This is a genomic window from Oculatella sp. FACHB-28 (assembly GCF_014696015.1).
Lineage (GTDB): Bacteria > Cyanobacteriota > Cyanobacteriia > Elainellales > Elainellaceae > JAAUTN01.
This window is the reverse complement of the sequence record NZ_JACJPJ010000090.1, coordinates 160,619-180,326: the sequence shown is the minus strand read 5'-3', so window position 1 is coordinate 180,326 and position 19,708 is coordinate 160,619. Positions and strand designations below refer to the sequence as shown.

Here is a 19,708-nt window from a genome sequence, read left to right as displayed (position 1 = left end):
AACAGTAATGCCAGCATTGCTTCAGGTGGAACACGGACATCTTCTCCCAAGATTGGGGGGACAAGACATTGAACCTCCGGCAGAAATCAGATGGCAGGCTTAGAAAATTCCTGAATTCAACCCATTTTTGCGAGGAGGTTAACCATGAACAGCGTTGAACGGCTGCGACGAGCAGAACAGGCACTATTCCAGATTTTTTCTGGAATTGACGCTCAGGTCAAGAAAAACCTGAAGCGAGTGCTAACTGCCCTGCGTCATCATCGGGTTGGAGTCCATCACTTTGCCGGAGTGACGGGCTATGGACACGACGACCTGGGGCGGCAAATCCTGGATCAGGTGTTTGCCGAAGTCATGGGTGCTGAAGCTGCTGCTGTGAGAGTGCAGTTTGTTTCAGGCACTCATGCGATCGCCTCTGCCCTTTATGGAGTTCTCCGTCCCAGAGACGAGATGCTAGCCGTAGCAGGTGCCCCCTATGACACTTTAGAAGAAGTCATTGGGTTAAGGGGGCAAGGTCAAGGTTCTCTAAAGGAATTTGGCATCTCTTACCGTCAATTAGAGCTAACAGCGGAGGGAACGCTCAACTGGCAGGAGTTAGAACATGCGGTACAGGAAAATACCCGTCTGGTATTAATTCAACGCTCGTGCGGCTATTCCTGGCGGCAGAGTTTAGCGATCGCCGACATCGAAAAAATCGTTCACCTAGTCAAGCAGCAAAATCCTAGCACCGTCTGCTTTGTCGATAACTGCTATGGCGAATTTATCGAAGACTGCGAACCACCATCAGTTGGGGCAGACCTGATCGCTGGATCGCTAATTAAAAATCCAGGCGGCACCATTGTGACCGCAGGAGGCTACGTAGCAGGACGAGCAGACCTGGTAGAAGCTGCCACTTGTCGGCTCACTGCTCCTGGCATCGGCAGCGCTGGGGGAGCCACCTTCGATCAAAATCGACTGCTGTTTCAGGGGCTATTTCTAGCACCGCAAATGGTAGGAGAGGCAATGAAGGGCAATCACCTAACAGCCTTTGTGTTTGACCAGTTAGGCTATCCAGTGAATCCTCTGCCCTTTGCACCACGCCGTGATGTAATTCAAGCAGTGCAGTTGGGTTCTCCAGAGAAGTTGATTGCTTTTTGTGCAGCGATCCAGCAGCATTCCCCTATCGGTTCCTATCTCAGCCCCGTTCCTGCCGAGATGCCGGGTTACGAGAGCCAGTTGGTGATGGCAGGCGGTACCTTCATTGACGGCAGCACGTCTGAATTCTCGGCAGATGGACCGTTGCGGGAACCTTACACCGTCTTTTGTCAGGGCGGAACGCACTGGACGCATGTGGCGATCGCTCTAGAAGCTGCGATCGAAGCGGTTGGAGTTGCTTAAGACTCTCGGTCAAACAAAGCTTTGATTGCTTGTAAATTCCTCGTCCAGTGAGCAACTACGGTGTAAACCCTAACTAACGTGAGTTCGGGATAAGAAATCGTCAGAACCCCTGATTTTTCGTACCTCATTTCGTTGCAGTGAATCAAGCTATTGTCAGCAAGGTCCACAGATGCAATTTTTCTCAATAAACAACCTTATTGAGAAGAGCCTACAGCAATACCCTTTGCCTAAAGCCTTTTATACCAAACCTTGCAGCGTTTAGCTTAACCCGAACTCACGTTAATTACATCCAGGGCTAGCAAATTAAACTGAAGAATCTAGGCTCCTCTAGCTTGAGGCTGTCCTCAGGTAGTTACACCGTTTCTACAAAAACAAGCTACAGATGGAAGGGCACCCCGCTTCGCGGGGTGCCCTTCCATCTGTAGCTCTAAATTTTGGAAGTGGTATTACTTGTAATATGTGGGCAGGTTGTCACGGGTAAGTAATTTCAAGTGGGAATATGATATGGCAGATAAAAATGAAGATAACGTCGAGCAGTTTCTTTATCCCCGGGCGCGTTTTCGGGGAGAATTTTCTCCTGAGCATCTAGCATTCGATGCTAATTTGCAAGAATTTGCCCAACGGGTGGCTCTTATTTGTGGCTTAGAAACGGGAGGAAAGGTGCCGCCAGAAGATGCATACAATCAAATCAAGCAGCTTTGGCAAGAACTAAAAAAATCTAAAGGCAGTCTGTTAGATGAGCCAAAGCCACCCAAACCCGAGTTGCCGCCAGAGGAATAAAGCATTTTTTGATTGGTTTGCCTTTAAGCAAAAATGATGAGCGATCGCCTACTCAACTCAGGGTCCATTGCCCTGAACTACGTACTTAACGGTAGTTAAGGTTTCTAAGCTAATTAATCCTCGGCGATGTCCCTTCTGGTTAGACACTCCTAGTGAGATCGGGTTGCCGGGCTTTGGATTGCGCCTAAATCGCGGTGAAGCATTGATGTAAGTCATGGCGCTGTTGATACCCAAAGCAAACTGGCGGCTCTCTTGGTAAGACTCAGTAGCTAGGCAGTCAGCATGACCACTACTGTGCTGATTGATCCAGGCGATCGCCGTCTCCAGACCATCCACCACCTTAAAGGCGATCGTTCTATTCAAATAAGCTCGTCCCCACTCGGCGGGTTCCACCAGAGCTAGTTCTGGGAAATGGGCAGCCAGTTCTGCGTCACCCTTGATTTTGAAACCCTTTTCTTTCAGGCTATGCCAGAGCGTGGTTAGAGATGAGGCTTTATGTCCCCGATGAATTAGCACCTTCTCGATCGCATTCACCGGGTCGGGGTCACTTTGATGGCTGTCTAGAATCATCCAACGGGCCATATCTATGCCGCCTGAAGGCGACCAGTAGAGACAGCAATTGCCGATTGCAGTTTTTAGGACAGGAGCCGTTGCCTGCCGAATCACCTGCTGCACCAGGCTAGACCGACCGTAGGGAATAACCAAATTGATGTACTGATCTTGCGTCACCAATTCCCGAAGGGGATCGCCCTGATCAGCAGGAAGTAGCTTCAAAGCGTCTCGCGGCAAACCCGCATCTTCGATCGCATCTTGTAAAATCTCAGCAATCACCTGATTGGAGTGGCTTGCCTCACTGCCACCCTTGAGAATTAGACTGTTTCCCGTGCGAATACACAAACCCGCTGCGATCGCCGCCAATTCTGGAAAAGCCTCATAGATCAGTGCAATCACTCCCAAAGGCATAAGCTGACAGTAAGTTTGGCACTGATCGACCTGAAAAGGTGTGTTTAGCACCTGCTGGATTGGGTCAGATAGCTCTCCCAACCGCTGCAAAATCTGTACTGCCGTCTGAAGCCGCTCTGGAGTCAGCTTTAACCAATCCAAAATGAGTTCTGGCACAGCCATTTCCCGGCTGGCTTCTAGGTCTAGCGTGTTTGCCTCTAGAATGTCGTCCTGCCGCTCATTAAAAGCCTTTGCCATTCCCTGAAGGGCACGGCTACGGTCTGCTCCCCTCTTCGTCGCTAAGACCAGAGAAGACTGGTAAGCGGAAAGAGCGGTCGTCACTACGTCAGATGAAGAATTCAAGGAATTCACTACCATCAACTAACGCCTGCAAGCTATCCAAAGCATAAATACAAGCAGCACAGAGAGAAAAAGGGCTGCAATGACTCGAAACGTGATGCTTGTACTGAGGGGTGACTGCAAGGTGGTGATCAGCAGAAGGAAAACCAATCCAAAAATAATCGCCAGAGTCAGCGATAGATAGCCTCTGCCCAAACTGGAGTGTGCCATGCTCCACTGGTGTCCAGACCAACGCCAAGCTCGTTTATAGGGGTAATTGGTGGAAAGCTGCTCAATTACGTAGCCACCTTCCTGTACTACAAATATTTGCTGACAGCGATTGCAGCCAAACGCCTCAGTTAGGGTGATCGGGGTAAGCCGACCACGGCGGCGGCAGGGGCAAGGATAGTCAGAGTTCAGGTCAATCTTGTGATTCTTCTGAGATTGCACAAGCAGCGGCGGCGCGAGGTGTTTTTAGAATTAGGAATACTAAAGCGATCGATTGCCAGGAGTAGCTAATTACCTATCCTTGACAGCTGGGACAGAAACCTGTCGGGCACTTGAAGTTGACCTCATCAGAGATAATAACTGCTGATTGGGTTCAGTCAGTTCGATTCTAACACTCCTGAATTTAGCTCAAAACCCATCTGACTTTGCAGTAGGCACAATCTTTCGATACGAGTAAGTCCTTCTTCACAAACTAAGTTTGGAAGCAGCTTACAGACTCGAAAGTTCTTTGAAGCGGGTAACGCGATTCGAACGCGCGACATTCACCTTGGCAAGGTGACGCTCTACCACTGAGCTATACCCGCAAAATTAGACTTTATGTATAGTCCCAGAATCCAAGCAGTTTGTCAAGCAACTTAGGGAGTAGAAGCTAGGGGGCTAGGGGTTGAGGCAATTAGAAGAGATGAGAAAGGATAAACAAAAATGCTTTTCTTGCCCTAGCCCCCAACTCCTAGCCCATTCCTATTACCCTTGCTCTGCTGTTTCAGGGGCGATCGCACTCTTCAGCGAAGCAGGTAGAGTTTGAGGATTGGCGCTACCCGAAAGCCCATTGCTATAAAGGTCAGGGTTTACGGTTTTTACCTGATGCATGAGACTCGCCATCTCGATCGCATTCATGGCATAGTCCCAGCCCTTGTTGCTCTTGATTCCAGCGCGCTCTAGCGCTTGCTGCATCGTGTCAGCAGTCAATATGCCAAAAATCACCGGAACCCCCGTCTGGAAACCAGCCGCCGCAATTCCTTTAGACACTTCTGCCGCAACATAGTCAAAATGAGGAGTCTGCCCACGAATCACAGCTCCCAGGCAGATTACAGCATCATAACGGTGAGTTAAAGCAAGCTGACGTGCCACCAACGGCACCTCAAAACTACCTGGAACCCAAATGTAATCAACCTGCGTCCCCTGCGGATCAGGGTCAATGCCATGCCGCTTTAGACAATCCTGACAACCCGACAACAATTTGCCAGTGATCAAGTCGTTAAAGCGACCAATGACGATCGCAAATCGCCAAGACTCTGCTTGGGTAAAACTACCCTCAAAAACTGCCATGTTTTCTCGCTAACGGGAATAAATCGACTCTTCTCCAGCTTAAACCACTAGATAGTTGAGTCCACCCACCAAAAATACCAGCACTACCCAGACAATTGAACCTAGCAAGATCAGCCGCTTAGACTGCTCCCAGTTGCGAGGGGATGCATAGGCAACTGGAACCCCAATAATCATTGCAAAAGACATTAGTACTAGGGCTGTTAGTGCAATCTGAAATAAAATTGACATCGTTTTCTCCCAACTTTTTTCCCAATAAAAGCGAGGCTATGTGCATTTCAGGTGAACCCACCCCCAGCGCTGAACTAGCCCTGAGTAGTAAGCTATCAGAAATTGACACCCCGAAACAGTTCTCTGGCAAGATTGGAGTGAAAGGGAGTAGCGAAAGGTCAGAGTCTCTACTTCCTAACGCCCCTAATGCCCAATTCCTAGCCCCAAGCCCCTCTATGGATCTCATTCTCTGCCACACGACCGCAGACTTCGACACATTAGGGGCAGCGATCGGTTTATCTCGTTTGCTGGCGGGAGCCAGGGTGGTGCTGACTGGAGGCGCTCATCCCACAGTGCGAGAGTTTTTAGCACTGCACCGAGATGAATATGCCTTAATTGAGCGGCGAGCGGTGCGGGAAGACCAGGTTCGAACGTTGACTGTAGTGGATACGCAATGGCGCGATCGCCTGGGCAAGGCGGCTGAATGGCTTGACCTACCAGACGTAGACATTACAGTTTATGACCATCACCAAGATGCAGTAGGGGACATTGCTACAAAGAAGCGTTACGTCGAAGCAGTTGGCGCAACCGCAACTCTAATCGCCGAGCAGCTTCAGGCAGCTCAAATCAGCCTGACATCAGCAGAAGCAACGGTGATGGCGCTGGGAATTCATGTCGATACGGGATCGCTGACCTTTGACCATACGACCGTGCGAGATGCGGCAGCGCTGACCTGGCTGATGGGTCAGGGGGCAAATCTGAGAGCGATCGCCGAATATGTTGAGCCAGGTCTATCCCCCCAGCTTCAAGATTTGCTCACCATTGCTCTGGACCAGATTCAGGTTGAAACAATTCGAGGAATTGCGATCGCCTCACTGCTATTGCCTCAGGAAGGATATGTACAGGGTTTGTCTCAACTGGCGTCCCACCTGGTAGACCTGACTGAAACTAACATTTTGCTGCTGGCAGTTTGCTTTCCCATTACCGATGGTGAGAAGCGACTGAATATTATTGCTCGATTACACGGCAGCCCTTCAGCAGCGTCTCAACTTGAGGGGATCAAGTTAGGCAAGCTGCTCGAGCCCTTGGGTGGGGGTGGACATTCCAGAGCAGCGGCTGCAACCTTGAGAACTTCTGGGCCTGAAGTGGTTCTCGCACAACTAATAGAGCAGATCAAGGCAGAAATTCCCCATCCGCCCACTGCCAGAGAACTGATGTCATCGCCCGTTCGCACGATTCGCCCGGAAACGACGATCGCTGAAGCTCAGCGAATTTTGCTGCGATACGGGCATTCTGGGCTGTCAGTGGTGGATGAGCAAGACCAGTTAGCTGGAGTCATTTCTCGTCGTGACATTGACCTTGCCCTGCATCACGGCTTTAGTCATGCTCCCGTGAAAGGCTACATGGCGACCAACCTGAAAACGATCGACCCCGACACGCCTCTATCAGAAATTCAGTCCCTCATGGTGACTTATGACGTAGGGCGGCTACCCGTTCTAGATCACCAGCAGCTTGTGGGCATTGTGACACGCACGGATGTGTTGCGGCAGTTGCAGCAGGATGGGGAGCAAGGGGTTGGGGATTGGGAGTTGGGGATTGGGCAAAGGGGGAAGGGCGATCTCTCCGAGTTCCCTGCACGAGGTCGTCGTTTGGTCAGGTCTTGTCCGCTACCGGAGGTGGTAAAAGGTTGGCTGCGCGATCGCCTCACTCCATCCCTCTGGGAAGTGTTAGCAGCAACAGCCAGATTGGCGGAACAGCGGGGGTGGCAGCTTTATCTAGTGGGCGGTGCAGTGCGTGATCTGTTGTTGGCACCTGAGAAGGGGCTGCTGATTCAAGACATTGATCTGGTCGTCGATGGTTTTCATCGGACAGCAGATGAAGCGGCTGGTGTGGAGTTGGCTCGGGATTTGCGGCAGACGTACCCTGAAGCGCGACTGCAAATTCACGGTCGGTTTCAGACAGCGGCGCTGCTGTGGCACGATGATTCCCAGCTTGACTCTCTGTGGATTGATATCGCTACCGCTCGAACGGAATTTTACCCCTATCCGGCAGCAAATCCAGAGGTCGAAGCCAGTTCGATTCGCCAGGATCTCTACCGTCGAGACTTCACGATCAATGCGATGGCGATCCGGTTAACGGTTCCTCGCTCTGGCGAACTGCTCGATTTTTTTGGCGGATTGCTAGATTTGCAGGCAAAGCAAATTCGCGTGCTGCACACTAATAGTTTCATCGAAGACCCAACGCGGATTTTTCGGGCAGTGCGGTTTGCGGTGCGGCTGGGTTTCCAGATTGATCCCCAAACGGAAGGCTATATCCGCCATGCGATCGCCAGCGGCATCTACCAGCGCATTCAGACAGAGGTCGATAAAACACCTGCTCTACAGACTCGATTAAAGCAAGAGCTAAAGTACATTCTGCAGGCACCGTATTGGAAAGCCGCAATTCAACTGCTGTCTGAATTAGAGGCGCTTCAGTGTATTCACCCCGATTTGCAGTTAAGCGATCGCCTCTGGAAACAGCTTCAACTGGCAGATCGCTGGCTCAATCGGTTTGATCCCGCAGCCTCGCTAGAACACTGGCAGATGCTTTTGGAAGTTTTGCTGATGGCACTTGAGCCAGCCGACCGAGGAAAAGTCGCAGAAAACTTGCAGCTTTCAGCAGACAGTATTCAACGGCTCCGGCAGTTGGAGCAGGTTGAAGCAGCGCTAGCGACTTTGCCAAACCTTCAGCAACCCAGCCAGATAGTACAGCAGTTGCGTCAGTACGATTGTCCGACGCTGTTGCTGGTGGCGATCGCCAGCCCTCACTCGATTCGTAAAATCATCTGGCGCTATCGCACGACTTGGGCACAGATGAAAGCACCCCTAGATGGCAATGACCTTAAAGCTCTGGGTTATAAGCCGGGTCAGCAGTTCAAAGAAATTCTAGAAGCGCTGTTGCTGGCAACGCTAGATGGAATGATCAGCGATCGCGACCAGGCTGTTGCTTTTCTAGCAGAGCATTTTCCCCAGTAGTCCTTACGATCCCCGGCAAGCGCACTACTTTTCCCGAAGGCGGTAGTATAAGTTGAAGAATTTAAACTAGTATCCTCACTTCGTCTTGCTTATGAATTTGGCGGCTGGAGCAGTTCTGCAGAGCGGCAAGTATATTGTCCAATCTGTCTCAAGTCAGGGCGATGACCCGGTTTATCAGTCCGTCCACGCTGGGCTAGACCAGACCGTCATCCTGCAAACGCTGTCTGAGGAAGCTAATGCAGACCCGGAGCAACAGCAACAGTTTCTAACTGCTGCTAGACAGTTCGCTCATTGCACCAATCCTCATCTAGTTCGCCTGCTGGATGTATTTCAAGAAGACACCGTGCCGTTTGCGGTACTGGAATGTGTACCGGGACAAACACTCGCAGACCAGCTACAGTCAAACCAAACACTTTCGGAAGCTGTTGCTGTTCGCTACATTCGCCAAGTTGCCTCTGCTCTACAAGCATTGCATCGTCAGGGTTTGGTTCACCAGCGGGTAAAGCCACAAAATATCGTGCTGAAATCTGAAACGGATGAGGCGGTGCTGACGGGTTTTCGAATCGTAGATCAGGTGCGATCGCCCCTGATAAAATTTCCTGAAACGAACTCCTCCTCGACACCCGCTGATGGAGCAGCAGAGGCTTTTTTACCGCCACCTGATCCCAGCACCGATATTCAGGCGCTGACAACTACGCTCTACTATTTGCTGACGGGTCAACATCCTGCAACTCGAACGGTTGATTTTGTCTCATTCAACCAGACGACGCTTGACCAGAGTTCTTTAATCGCACTGCGGCAACTACATCCTCAACTCAGCCCCGGTGTTGAACAGGCAATTTTGAAAGGGTTACAGCCTGCTCACCTGCGTCCTCAGTCCGTTAGCGAGTGGTTAGACATTCTTGACAATCTGCACCCCGAGCCGCTGATTCTTGAAGCCTTTGAACCTGTTGATAGTCTCTCTTCCTTACCGGAAGTAGCTCAGACCAATGGGCATTCTTTAGAACACGCTCTTGTGGACGCACCTGCTGAAACCAGCCAGGACAATCGCCCCCCATCTTCAGAACCGATCCTGCCCCAGTTTGACGATCTGGCAGCGGGTTTGACCAGAGTGCCTGCAATCGTTTCACGCCCGATTGCGCCAGAGAAGCCTCAACCCGTACATAAACCCATGCGTTGGTTGCCAGTTGCCATGCTGGTAACAGCGGCGATCGCAGGCATTGGCGGAGCAGGACTTGGATTAGCCCTGCGACTGGATGCACCAGGAGACACAAGCAGCGGCACAACCGGGTTTGGTCGAGATCAAACCTTTCCAGCCATTGAAGACTGGCCAGGTGCAGATACCTACGACTTTGAATCGGATGTTGATATTCCAGTGGAAAGGCGACCCTCTGCTAGCGGCGACCCAAGTGATTACGGGATTGAAAACTTCACGCCCGAATATGACCCAGAATACGATCCGGAGTACGACGCGGAATACAATCCGGAGCCCGAACCAGAGCCTTTGCCAGTGGAGGAGCCAACGTTAACGGAGGAGCCAACGTTAACCGAGTCCGAACCACCTCCAAAAGTTGAGGCGCTGCGAGAACCCGTCGAATCGTTCGAGCCACTAGACATTGCTCCCTTACCGACAGAACCTTCCATCTCGCCTGATCCCAACCTTTATCCTTCAGTAGATTCCAATCGCGGTCCTAATGTTCGCTCAGTTTCGCCTCCACCCGCTGCGATCGCCCCAACGCCATTACCTGATCCAGAGCCGCCTATAACGGTGCCATGAGGCAGTTGAGGTTAGGGGTTGAAGATTAGGGGAACTTCCAGGAAAACATTAGATTTTGGCGTGCTTAATTTGATACATTAGTACTATATGCTTCTAATGTTGATGTTGATGAACAGTTTGCTGCGGAATCCATTTCCTAGCTGCAAACCCCGGTTAGACCTTACAAATTAAACATTCGATCGAAGAATTTCAGGTCTAGCAAGCGGCTGTTTGCTCTGACAGACAAGCTGAATTTCTGATGAACCGTGGCGATCGCCCTTACTCCACAAATAGAGTAAATTGCTCTATAAACTACATGAAAGGTGCTAGATATAGCGGTTAAAATCCGTTACTCTAAACTCAACCCTGATGGCTTGAGAAACTATGTCCTTTGTTGGCTTACATATTCACAGCGATTACAGCCTGCTAGATGGAGCTAGCCAGTTGCCCAAACTGCTGGATCGGGTCGTGGAGCTGGGAATGCCTGCGATCGCCCTCACTGACCACGGTGTCATGTATGGGGCAATCGAGCTAATCAAAGTTTGCCGCAGCAAAGGAGTCACGCCCATCGTCGGCAACGAGATGTACGTGATTAACGGCGACATCACCAAGCAAGAACGCCGCCCTCGTTATCATCAGGTCGTGTTGGCAAAAAACACGCAGGGCTACAAAAACTTAGTTAAACTCACCACCGTTTCTCACCTGCAAGGCGTTCAGGGAAAGGGCATCTTCTCTCGCCCCTGCATCAACAAAGAACTGTTGGAGCAATATCGCGAAGGACTGATCGTTACGAGTGCTTGTCTAGGTGGTGAAGTACCGCAGGCAATCATGCAGGGCCGACCAGAAATCGCCCGTCGGGTGGCGCAGTGGTACAAAGACTTGTTTGGTGAAGACTACTACCTGGAAATTCAGGATCACGGTTCCCAGGAAGACCGCATTGTTAACGTTGAGATTATTAAAATTGCCCGTGAGCTAGACATCAAAATCATTGCTACAAATGATTCTCACTACATTTCCTGCTTTGACGTAGAGGCACACGATGCGCTGCTCTGCATTCAAACGGGCAAGCTGATTACCGAAGATAAGCGGTTGCGCTATAGCGGCACGGAATACCTCAAGTCAGCCGATGAGATGCGGCAGCTATTTCGCGATCACCTGCCCGATGAGGTGATTGAAGAGGCGATCGCCACCACCTTAGAAGTTGCCGAAAAGATCGAACCTTACGAAGGGCTTCTGGGCGAACCGCGCATTCCCGACTATCCCGTTCCATCAGGACACACAGCCGACACATACCTCGAAGAAGTTACCTGGAAAGGGCTGCTCGAACGCCGCAACTGCACTTCTCGTGATGAGATCGATTCCGTCTATCGAGAGCGACTGGAATACGAGCTGAAAATGATGCAGCAAATGGGATTTTCCACCTACTTTTTAGTGGTGTGGGACTACATCAAATTCGCCAGAGACCACCGCATTCCCGTTGGTCCGGGACGAGGTTCTGCCGCTGGCTCCCTGGTTGCCTATGCGTTGCGAATCACCAACATTGACCCTGTACATCACGGCTTGCTGTTCGAGCGATTCCTTAATCCAGAGCGGAAGTCTATGCCTGATATTGACACCGACTTCTGCATCGATCGCCGGGATGAAGTAATTCGCTACGTCACCGAAAAATACGGCACAGAGCGGGTTGCCCAAATCATTACCTACAACCGCATGACCTCCAAAGCCGTGCTAAAGGACGTAGCGCGGGTGCTGGACATTCCCTACGGTGATGCAGACCGAATGGCAAAAATGATCCCGGTTGTGCGCGGGAAACCCACAAAGTTAGCGGTGATGGTGTCCGAGCAAACACCTGCCCCGGAGTTTAAAGAGAAATACGAAAAAGATCCCCAGGTACGTCACTGGCTCGACATGGCCATGCGGATTGAAGGCACCAACAAGAGCGTCGGCATTCACGCAGCCGGAGTCGTAATTTCAGCAGACCCGCTAGATGAAATCGTGCCCCTCCAGCGCAATGCTGATGGAGCGGTGTTCACCCAATATTTCATGGAAGATATTGAATCTCTGGGTCTACTCAAAATGGACTTTCTGGGACTCAAAAATCTGACCATGATCCAGAAAGCGGTGGACTTGATCGAACAGACCCACAAAAAGGCGATCGATCTAGACAATCTACCCATGAGTGACCCCGCTAGCTATCAGCTGCTGGCAAAGGGTGCATTAGAAGGGATATTTCAGCTTGAGTCGTCTGGAATGCGGCAAATTGTCCGAGATCTGAAGCCTTCTGGCTTAGAAGATATTTCCTCAGTACTGGCACTCTACCGTCCGGGGCCACTCGATGCAGGACTAATTCCTCGGTTTATCAATCGCAAACACGGGCGTGAAAAAATTGACTACCCGCACCACATCCTGGAACCGATTCTGAATGAAACCTACGGAATCATGGTCTACCAGGAACAGATCATGAAAATTGCTCAGGATATGGGGGGATATTCACTGGGACAAGCTGACCTGCTGCGTCGAGCAATGGGGAAAAAGAAAGTCTCGGAGATGCAAAAGCACCGCGAGATTTTCGTGGATGGGTCAGCCAAGAACGGAGTCAAACCCAAAATCGCGGAAGAACTATTTGACCAAATGGTGCTGTTTGCGGAGTATTGCTTTAACAAAAGCCACTCAACCGCCTATGGCTACGTCACCTTCCAAACAGCGTACCTGAAGGCAAATTACCCGGTTGAATACATGGCAGCGCTGCTGACTTGTAACAGCGGCGACCAAGACAAAGTGCAGAAGTACCTTAGCACCTGCATCTCGATGGGGATTGAAGTGGAGCCACCCCACATCAACCGCTCTGGAGTGGACTTTACTCCCTTGGCAAACAGCATTTTGTTTGGACTATCGGCAGTGCGAAATGTCGGACAGGGGGCGATCGAATGCATTCTAGCGGTGAGAGAGCAGGGTGGGCCGTTTGAGTCGTTAGCGGATTTGTGCGATCGCATCACCTGCCCCGAAGACCCCAACATTGACCCTCGTGCGGTCAACCGCCGCGCCCTAGAAGCCTTGATTCAATGCGGGGCGCTGGACTGCTTCACCCCTAATCGCAATCAGTTGACCCACGACCTTGACTATGTGCTGGACTGGGCCCAATCCCGTGCCAAAGATCGAGCAATCGGTCAGGGCAACTTGTTCGACATGCTGGGCGACACCTCAGCCAGCGGCATCAATTTTGAAGCAGTTCCCAAAGCCCCACCCGTCGAGGACTTTCCGCCCCAAGAAAAGCTAAAGCTAGAAAAAGAGCTATTGGGATTCTACATTTCTGATCATCCGCTCAAGTCAGTTCAGCAAGCAGCTAAAGTTCTGGCTCCAATCAACCTGAGCGATCTGGGCGAACTGCCCGATAACGTGATGCTGAGTGCGATCGCCATGATTTCCTCGATTAAGCCCGTGACAACCAAGAAGGGCGATCGCATGGCTATTCTCGTGCTGGAAGACCTGACTGGGCAAGCCGAAGCCGTGGTCTTCCCCAAATCCTTTGAGCGCATTGGCAACTACCTGATCGTTGATGCTCGCCTGATGGTCTGGGGCAAAGTCGATCGCCGTGACGATCGCGCCCAGCTGATCATTGAAGACGCAGAACCAGTCGAAGCCGTGCAAATGGTGATGGTCGAGCTAGACTGCCAGCAAGCTAGAGATGGGCAAGAACAGTATCGCCTCAAGTCCATTTTGCTAGACCAGGCACCCGAAGAATCTAAGGCAAAAGTCCCGGTGGTGGCGATCGTCACCGACAACCACCAGCGCCAATTCGTCCGCCTCGGTTCCCGCTTCCGCGTCCAAGACCCCAGTGCAACCGTAAATGCCCTAAAACAAGCCAACTTTGAGCGAGTCTGGACATCTGCTCTAACTGCAGAGTTGTCCTAGCTAGAGTGCTGATACTGACTGGATGAACTAGCAAAATATCTGGATGAATATTGTTCCGGCAATTATAGTCTCTCTCAAAATTTGAACTTTTGTATCTAGTGATGCCGCACTGGGTGAAGCTAGTTTTCAAGGTTATTCCTGAACCAGTAAACCTAGAATAATCCAGCTGCAATTGTTAGCTACATACAGCGATCGCCATTCCCACACATAACGTCTCAAGTTGGAATAAGCGATCGCACTTTCAGAGACAAACTACTCCTCTTCGTATTCCTCTTCCTCGTATTCCTCTTCTTCCTCGCTGTCCTCCTCTTCGTATTCCTCTTCTTCCTCAGATTCTTCTTCGCTGTCTTCTTCCTCGCTGTCCTCTTCCTCGTATTCTTCTTCGCTTTCTTCCTCCTCGCCTTCCCCTTCTTCGCTTTCGCTGTCAATGGTGAAGTTATAGTCTTCGTCGATTGCGTAGTTTTGGCAGAGGGAATCTAGCTCTTCAAGGAATTCGTCGGATTCTTCAATGGTTAGGTCAAAGTTGAGGATGCTAACGGTGTAGGCTTCTTCGTCTTCCTCTTCCTCATAGTCAAAGTAATAGTCTTCCTCGCTCTCTACATAGCTCTGACAAAGCTGATCTAGGTCTTCAATGAACCCCTCTGAGTCACCAGTGCGAATGTAAAAATCCTGGAGCAGCAATGAATTTTCATCTGCAAAAACCGATTCTTCGTCTTCCCATTCAGTACTAAAGTCTAGGTCGCTGACAGATTTGATAATCCATGAATCGTGAGCATTGTAGTCTTGATGAATGATGTAACGATAGGGAATATAGCAATAGCCGCGATCGCCCCATTCCGGTCCCCAAGAGTTACGGACGATAAACATTTGGTCTTTATCGGAATAGCCAACACAGAGCATGGCGTGCCATCCATGTGTTTCGCGCACATTGTCTGACTGCTTGGGTAGTGGCACGCGTCCCCGATTGGTCGTAGCACCATCAAATGACTCAAAGGTATTGAGGGCAAAAACGATAGGATAGCCCTCTGCCAAAGTATGTCGCCACAAATCTAGGTCGGTTTCAATAAACTCCGACTCAGTGATTGTAAAGTAGGCTGCATGTTCATAAGCTTCCGAGCTGGGTTCTTCGCAGAGTAAGCTCTCGTCGTTGGGCCAAATCTCCTCTGAACAAGCGCCATGCTCAATCAAACTATCAATGGCGCAGTACATCTGGGTTCCAGCATCTTCGATATCGCCACCCATCTGCACCCTGGCGTTGTAGTAAACAAACAAGCGGCTCACATCTCCCGAATCACCCAAATCTCGTTTGGCGAGATATTCGTATGCTCCAACGAAAGCATTGGCAACACAGCTATTGCCAATCTGTTCTTCAACATCGGTCATGTGTTTGCGGAGATCGACCCTGGGTGGTAGCTGCTCCTGCTCAAAGCGCCCAGTGTGATGATATTTTGCATCCTGAGGGCGCTGTCCAGCGCGATAACCTCCAATGCGACGCTGACGCTGCTGTGTTATCACGGTTGCTCCTTTGGCGTTGCCCTAAGCTAGATGAGTTTTGCTATTAGAGTTCCCGCCCAGGTAACATTTTTTACGAAAGATTGCTGTGGTTCACGCAAAATACACTTAACCAGCTCTTGTTTTTTCTTACTCCACCTATTTCCTTCCCAGTCAAAAGTTAGGTACTAAAAATCAGGGATGCACGCCGCGACGCGGGGTGCATCCCTGATCTTGTAATGGGAATAGGGATAAATCCGGTTAAGTTAAGCTCAACCAAGCGCGATCGCTCTTTCGCCAGTAGTGAGAAAAACGTCTAGGAGAGCGACTGTCTGTGGCTGGATAAACTTCAGGATAGGTAATCAGATTGGTGTATTTCAGTAACTCATCCTGCCAGGACTTGATCAGGTGGTTTGGTGTTTCAGTGGTGACAATTTCATTGGCTTGATGGTCAGTGACGAGTTGCCGCAAAGTCGCTACGGTTTCTCCTTTGTAGATTTCGATGTTGGGAATTTCTAGAAGCGATTCGTAGATGAATTGCACCCGATGTTTGGCGATCGCCCACTGCTTCAAGTAATTCACATCAAACACATACACCTTCTGGGCATCAGCGTAGTCTTGTACCATCTGATGCTGGGGATTCAAGCCGTCTTCGTTAAACCAAATTAAAGCAGGCATAGATTATCGATAGCTCCCAGAAGTGCGGCTCCGTTCCGGCTGATATTCACTACCAAATAGCTGTTCCGAAAGTTCCTCGTAGGAATAGTTGAATGGATCGCCTTTACGTGGATCACCAGGCAGCACAGATCCGGCGTAGCGCTCCAGATTTTCTCGGTTGAAGATGTAGGGCTTGTGAGAAAAAGTGGAGGCGACCCATTGCCAGGAAAGATGGTTGCTAGCAAAGTCACCATCAATCAGCAAACCATACATCCAGTCTGCACCTACCCGCCAGGAAACACGGCGAAAGTGGACGATGTAGCTTGCCAGATACATCCGAGCATGGTTATGCAAATATCCCGTTTCCTTCAGCATGGCGATGAAGGTATCCATTGAAGGAATGCCTGTTTCACCGTTGGCAATGTCTTCGGGTAGCGTGGTTTGGTGATGGCGCATGGAGACTTTGGGCTTTTCTATGTCCTTGAGGATGCGATCGCCCTCCTCCTCATAAACCAGATGAAAAAATGCCCGCCACGCTAATTCTGAGACGAATTTTTCCACTGAGTTAGATTTGCCGTGCCTCAGTGCCCATTGCCGTACTTCTTCCAGTTCCAGGCAGCCGCGACTGATATAGGGAGAGAGCTGTCCTACCTCTCCATCTAAAAAGTTTCGCTGCTTGCCATATTTCTCAAGCTGGAACTGCTCTAATCTTTCTAGACCCGCCGATCGCCCACCCGGGTGAGGAGCCAAAACACCCGTATCCTCAAGAAAAGAGAACTCGGATTGTAGATGGTCTGCGATCGCCTCCCTCCCCTCCAAATCTGTCCTTAACCGCTTCATTGTTAAGTTTTGTGTATTACTCTCATGATTCTAACTCAAGCTTCTCTAAACAGTCCCGGTTCAACCAGCCAGAGGCGCTTTCCTCTAAAACCTACTGGTACGACGGCAAGATAACTCACAGCGGTACGTTGGAACTAGCAATTGACGATCCGGGACTGCTTTATGGCGCTACCGCCTTTACAACGCTGCGAGTTTATCGGCAGTCTCTAGATGATCCGTTAACGAGCTGGAAAGGACACTGCGATCGCCTCCAATCAACCCTCCAAGCTTTTGGCTGGAAGTCTCCCGATTGGCAGCGAGTCCGCTACGGAGCAGAAATCTTGCTCTCATCTTTTCCGGTGCTGCGAATTACTTTGTTCCCGGATGGGCGTGAATGGATCACCGGACGCACCTTACCCGACAATCTGGCGCTTCTGCAAAAGAACGGAGCGATCGCTTGGCTGTCTCCGCCAGAAACGAACCGCTCTCTCACACGTCACAAAACGGGTAACTATCTTGCTCCTTGGTTAGCGCGGCAGGCAGCGCAGCAGCATGGAGCACAGGAAGCCATCTTGGTCGATTTCAACGGAAATTGGCTTGAATCTAGCACTGGAAATCTTTGGGGATGGGGGCAAGGCTGCTGGTGGACCTCGCCTCTGGAGTCAGGAATTTTGCCAGGATTGATGCGATCGCAACTCATTTCCTGGCTCAAGTGCCAAAATGAGAATATTAGAGAGGAACCTTGGGGTGAAGAGTTGGTGTCAAGTTTTGAGGCGATCGCCTACAGCAACAGCGTAGTACAGGTTGTCCCAATCCACACCGTTCTCTCTTCTACAGGTAATCTGACCTATGACCCCAAACATCAGGCACTTCAGCAGTTGCAACAGCTATTTTCAGCGAGCAACGCGCAGATTCCTGATATACGTTAATATTAGTTAACAATAATTAAATCTAAAAATCGTTTTCGCATCACAATCACAAATTAGTAGGAGGATACGCCTCAGTGAATAAGCGGTGGAGAAACGCGGGACTGTACGCACTTTTAGTAGTAGTGGTGCTTTTCCTGGCAACAGCATTGTTTGACCGGCAGCCCCAAACTAGAGAAACGTGGCGCTACAGCCCCCAATTCATCAACGAAGTCCAGGCAGGCCGCGTTGAGAAGGTGATTATCAGTTCTGATCGGTCCAAGGCGCAAGTGACTGCTCAAGACGGTAGCAAGATCATGGTGAACTTGCCTAACGATCCAGAGTTGCTCAACATTTTGACTGAGAACGATGTAGACATTTCAGTCTCCCCCCAAACAGACGATCGCGTTTGGGTGAGAGTACTGAGTACGCTGCTGATTCCGTTCTTGCTGCTAGTTGTACTGTTCTTTGTGTTGCGACGTGCCCAAAACGGCCCTGGCAGTCAGGCAATGAACTTTGGTAAATCCAAAGCCAGAGTTCAAATGGAGCCGCAGACCCAAGTTACCTTCGGTGACGTAGCTGGCATTGAGCAGGCAAAGCTAGAACTCAGTGAAGTTGTGGACTTCTTGAAGAATGCTGACCGCTTTACCGCTGTTGGCGCAAAAATTCCTAAAGGTGTACTGCTAGTCGGACCTCCTGGAACAGGTAAAACCCTTCTAGCAAAAGCTGTGGCTGGAGAGGCAGGCGTTCCTTTCTTCTCGATCTCTGGTTCTGAGTTCGTAGAAATGTTCGTGGGTGTTGGTGCTTCCCGCGTACGTGACCTATTTGAACAAGCCAAAGCGAACGCACCCTGTATCGTATTCATTGATGAAATTGATGCAGTCGGTCGTCAGCGTGGTGCTGGCTTGGGTGGCGGCAACGATGAGCGGGAACAGACCCTCAACCAGTTGCTAACTGAGATGGATGGCTTTGAAGGTAACACTGGCATCATCATCATTGCTGCAACAAACCGCCCTGACGTATTGGATTCTGCTCTGCTGCGTCCAGGACGATTTGACCGCCAAGTTGTGGTCGATCGCCCCGACTATGCTGGACGTTTGGAAATTCTCAACGTTCACGCTCGTGGCAAGACCCTTTCTAAGGACGTGGATTTAGAGAAAATTGCTCGTCGGACTCCTGGCTTTACTGGAGCTGACTTGGCAAACCTGTTAAACGAGGCTGCAATCTTGGCAGCCCGCCGCAACCTGACCGAGATCTCAATGGATGAGGTCAACGACGCAATCGATCGTGTTCTGGCTGGTCCAGAGAAGAAGGATCGCGTGATGAGCGAAAAGCGCAAGTCCTTAGTGGCTTACCACGAAGCTGGACACGCACTAGTCGGCGCACTGATGCCTGACTACGATCCGGTACAGAAAATCAGCATTATTCCTCGTGGTCGTGCTGGTGGTTTGACCTGGTTCACACCTAGCGAAGACCGGATGGACTCTGGCTTGTATTCTCGCTCCTATCTGCAAAACCAGATGGCAGTGGCTCTAGGCGGTCGGATCGCTGAAGAAATCATCTTTGGTGAAGAAGAAGTGACGACAGGTGCTTCTAATGACCTCCAGCAAGTAGCACGAGTAGCCCGCCAAATGGTCATGCGCTTTGGTATGAGCGATCGCCTCGGACCTGTCGCTCTAGGTCGTCAGCAAGGCAACATGTTCCTGGGAAGAGATATCGCCTCTGAGCGTGACTTCTCTGAAGAAACAGCCGCCGCTGTCGATGACGAAGTGCGGAACCTGGTCGATCAAGCTTACCGCCGATCCAAAGCGGTTCTAGTTGACAACCAACATGTACTAGATAGCTTGGCAGAAATGCTGATCGAGCGGGAAACTGTAGATGCTGAAGAACTTCAGGATCTATTAGCAACCAGCGATGTGAAAGTAGCAGCGATTGCCTAGATAAGCTCTAGCATC

Annotated in this window: 14 protein-coding genes and 1 tRNA gene; 7 read left to right on the top strand and 8 right to left on the bottom strand. The window is 50.6% G+C overall.

Annotation, left to right across the window (positions count from 1 at the left end):
- Window positions 1-144: 144 nt before the first annotated feature.
- Complete coding sequence (locus H6F88_RS23955; protein WP_190645242.1) at window positions 145-1,374, top strand: methionine gamma-lyase family protein; 1,230 nt, start codon at window positions 145-147, stop codon at window positions 1,372-1,374.
- 504 nt (window positions 1,375-1,878) lie between these two features.
- Window positions 1,879-2,154 (top strand): hypothetical protein, encoded by a 276-nt coding sequence (locus H6F88_RS23950; RefSeq protein ID WP_190645241.1) that lies wholly within the window; start codon window positions 1,879-1,881, stop codon window positions 2,152-2,154.
- Window positions 2,155-2,211: 57 nt separating this feature from the next.
- On the opposite strand, the gene H6F88_RS23945 is transcribed toward H6F88_RS23950, so the two are convergent.
- The 5 genes from H6F88_RS23945 to psbZ all read right to left on the bottom strand — a co-directional run bounded on the left by H6F88_RS23945 (window position 2,212) and on the right by psbZ (window position 5,220).
- Window positions 2,212-3,474, bottom strand: coding sequence for a glutamate-5-semialdehyde dehydrogenase (locus tag H6F88_RS23945; RefSeq protein ID WP_190645240.1), 1,263 nt, complete (start codon window positions 3,472-3,474; stop codon window positions 2,212-2,214).
- A gap of 3 nt (window positions 3,475-3,477) precedes the next feature.
- Entirely contained in the window at window positions 3,478-3,885 is a 408-nt protein-coding gene (locus H6F88_RS23940) for a hypothetical protein (protein ID WP_190645239.1), read from the bottom strand.
- Between the two features lie 290 nt (window positions 3,886-4,175).
- Window positions 4,176-4,247 (bottom strand) — tRNA-Gly (locus H6F88_RS23935).
- A 160-nt stretch (window positions 4,248-4,407) separates the two neighbouring features.
- Window positions 4,408-4,992 carry a 6,7-dimethyl-8-ribityllumazine synthase gene (ribH, locus tag H6F88_RS23930; RefSeq protein ID WP_190645238.1) on the bottom strand — a complete coding sequence of 195 codons (585 nt, stop codon included), beginning with the start codon at window positions 4,990-4,992 and terminating at the stop codon, window positions 4,408-4,410.
- Between the two features lie 39 nt (window positions 4,993-5,031).
- Entirely contained in the window at window positions 5,032-5,220 is a 189-nt protein-coding gene (psbZ, locus tag H6F88_RS23925) for a photosystem II reaction center protein PsbZ (protein ID WP_190645237.1), read from the bottom strand.
- A 215-nt stretch (window positions 5,221-5,435) separates the two neighbouring features.
- Between psbZ and H6F88_RS23920 the strand changes: the two genes are divergently transcribed.
- The 3 genes from H6F88_RS23920 (at window position 5,436) to H6F88_RS23910 (ending at window position 13,881) form a co-directional block, all read left to right on the top strand.
- A complete protein-coding gene (locus tag H6F88_RS23920; RefSeq protein WP_190645236.1) occupies window positions 5,436-8,213 on the top strand; it encodes a CBS domain-containing protein in 2,778 nt (925 codons plus the stop codon).
- A gap of 91 nt (window positions 8,214-8,304) precedes the next feature.
- Window positions 8,305-9,990, top strand: a complete 1,686-nt coding sequence (locus H6F88_RS23915) for a protein kinase (protein WP_190645235.1) — start codon at window positions 8,305-8,307, stop codon at window positions 9,988-9,990.
- A 363-nt stretch (window positions 9,991-10,353) separates the two neighbouring features.
- The gene (locus H6F88_RS23910; protein WP_190645234.1) at window positions 10,354-13,881 is read left to right on the top strand and encodes a DNA polymerase III subunit alpha; all 3,528 of its coding nucleotides are present in this window, start codon (window positions 10,354-10,356) and stop codon (window positions 13,879-13,881) included.
- 252 nt (window positions 13,882-14,133) lie between these two features.
- Here H6F88_RS23910 and H6F88_RS23905 read toward each other — a convergent pair whose 3' ends face one another.
- The 3 genes from H6F88_RS23905 to H6F88_RS23895 form a co-directional block, all read right to left on the bottom strand.
- Window positions 14,134-15,396, bottom strand: a complete 1,263-nt coding sequence (locus H6F88_RS23905) for a C1 family peptidase (protein WP_190645233.1) — start codon at window positions 15,394-15,396, stop codon at window positions 14,134-14,136.
- A 237-nt stretch (window positions 15,397-15,633) separates the two neighbouring features.
- On the bottom strand, window positions 15,634-16,050 hold the full coding sequence (locus H6F88_RS23900; protein ID WP_190645232.1) for a hypothetical protein: 417 nt from the start codon (window positions 16,048-16,050) through the stop codon (window positions 15,634-15,636).
- A gap of 3 nt (window positions 16,051-16,053) precedes the next feature.
- Window positions 16,054-16,869: an FAD-binding domain-containing protein gene (locus tag H6F88_RS23895; protein ID WP_190645231.1), complete on the bottom strand. Its 816-nt coding sequence runs from the start codon at window positions 16,867-16,869 to the stop codon at window positions 16,054-16,056.
- A gap of 110 nt (window positions 16,870-16,979) precedes the next feature.
- On the opposite strand from H6F88_RS23895, the gene H6F88_RS23890 reads away from it, so the two are divergent.
- Window positions 16,980-17,777 carry an aminotransferase class IV gene (locus H6F88_RS23890; RefSeq protein WP_347277738.1) on the top strand — a complete coding sequence of 266 codons (798 nt, stop codon included), beginning with the start codon at window positions 16,980-16,982 and terminating at the stop codon, window positions 17,775-17,777.
- A 74-nt stretch (window positions 17,778-17,851) separates the two neighbouring features.
- Window positions 17,852-19,693 (top strand): ATP-dependent zinc metalloprotease FtsH3, encoded by a 1,842-nt coding sequence (gene ftsH3, locus H6F88_RS23885; RefSeq protein WP_190645229.1) that lies wholly within the window; start codon window positions 17,852-17,854, stop codon window positions 19,691-19,693.
- Window positions 19,694-19,708: the final 15 nt, after the last annotated feature.

What these genes read in the sequence shown, in the direction of transcription:
- H6F88_RS23955 (WP_190645242.1), top strand. Translation starts at nt 145, where the DNA reads ATGAACAGCGTTGAACGGCTGCGACGAGCAGAACAGGCACTATTCCAG.
- H6F88_RS23950 (WP_190645241.1), top strand. Translation starts at nt 1,879, where the DNA reads ATGGCAGATAAAAATGAAGATAACGTCGAGCAGTTTCTTTATCCCCGG.
- H6F88_RS23945 (WP_190645240.1), bottom strand. Translation starts at nt 3,474, where the DNA reads ATGGTAGTGAATTCCTTGAATTCTTCATCTGACGTAGTGACGACCGCT.
- ribH (WP_190645238.1), bottom strand. Translation starts at nt 4,992, where the DNA reads ATGGCAGTTTTTGAGGGTAGTTTTACCCAAGCAGAGTCTTGGCGATTT.
- psbZ (WP_190645237.1), bottom strand. Translation starts at nt 5,220, where the DNA reads ATGTCAATTTTATTTCAGATTGCACTAACAGCCCTAGTACTAATGTCT.
- H6F88_RS23920 (WP_190645236.1), top strand. Translation starts at nt 5,436, where the DNA reads ATGGATCTCATTCTCTGCCACACGACCGCAGACTTCGACACATTAGGG.
- H6F88_RS23915 (WP_190645235.1), top strand. Translation starts at nt 8,305, where the DNA reads ATGAATTTGGCGGCTGGAGCAGTTCTGCAGAGCGGCAAGTATATTGTC.
- H6F88_RS23910 (WP_190645234.1), top strand. Translation starts at nt 10,354, where the DNA reads ATGTCCTTTGTTGGCTTACATATTCACAGCGATTACAGCCTGCTAGAT.
- H6F88_RS23900 (WP_190645232.1), bottom strand. Translation starts at nt 16,050, where the DNA reads ATGCCTGCTTTAATTTGGTTTAACGAAGACGGCTTGAATCCCCAGCAT.
- H6F88_RS23895 (WP_190645231.1), bottom strand. Translation starts at nt 16,869, where the DNA reads ATGAAGCGGTTAAGGACAGATTTGGAGGGGAGGGAGGCGATCGCAGAC.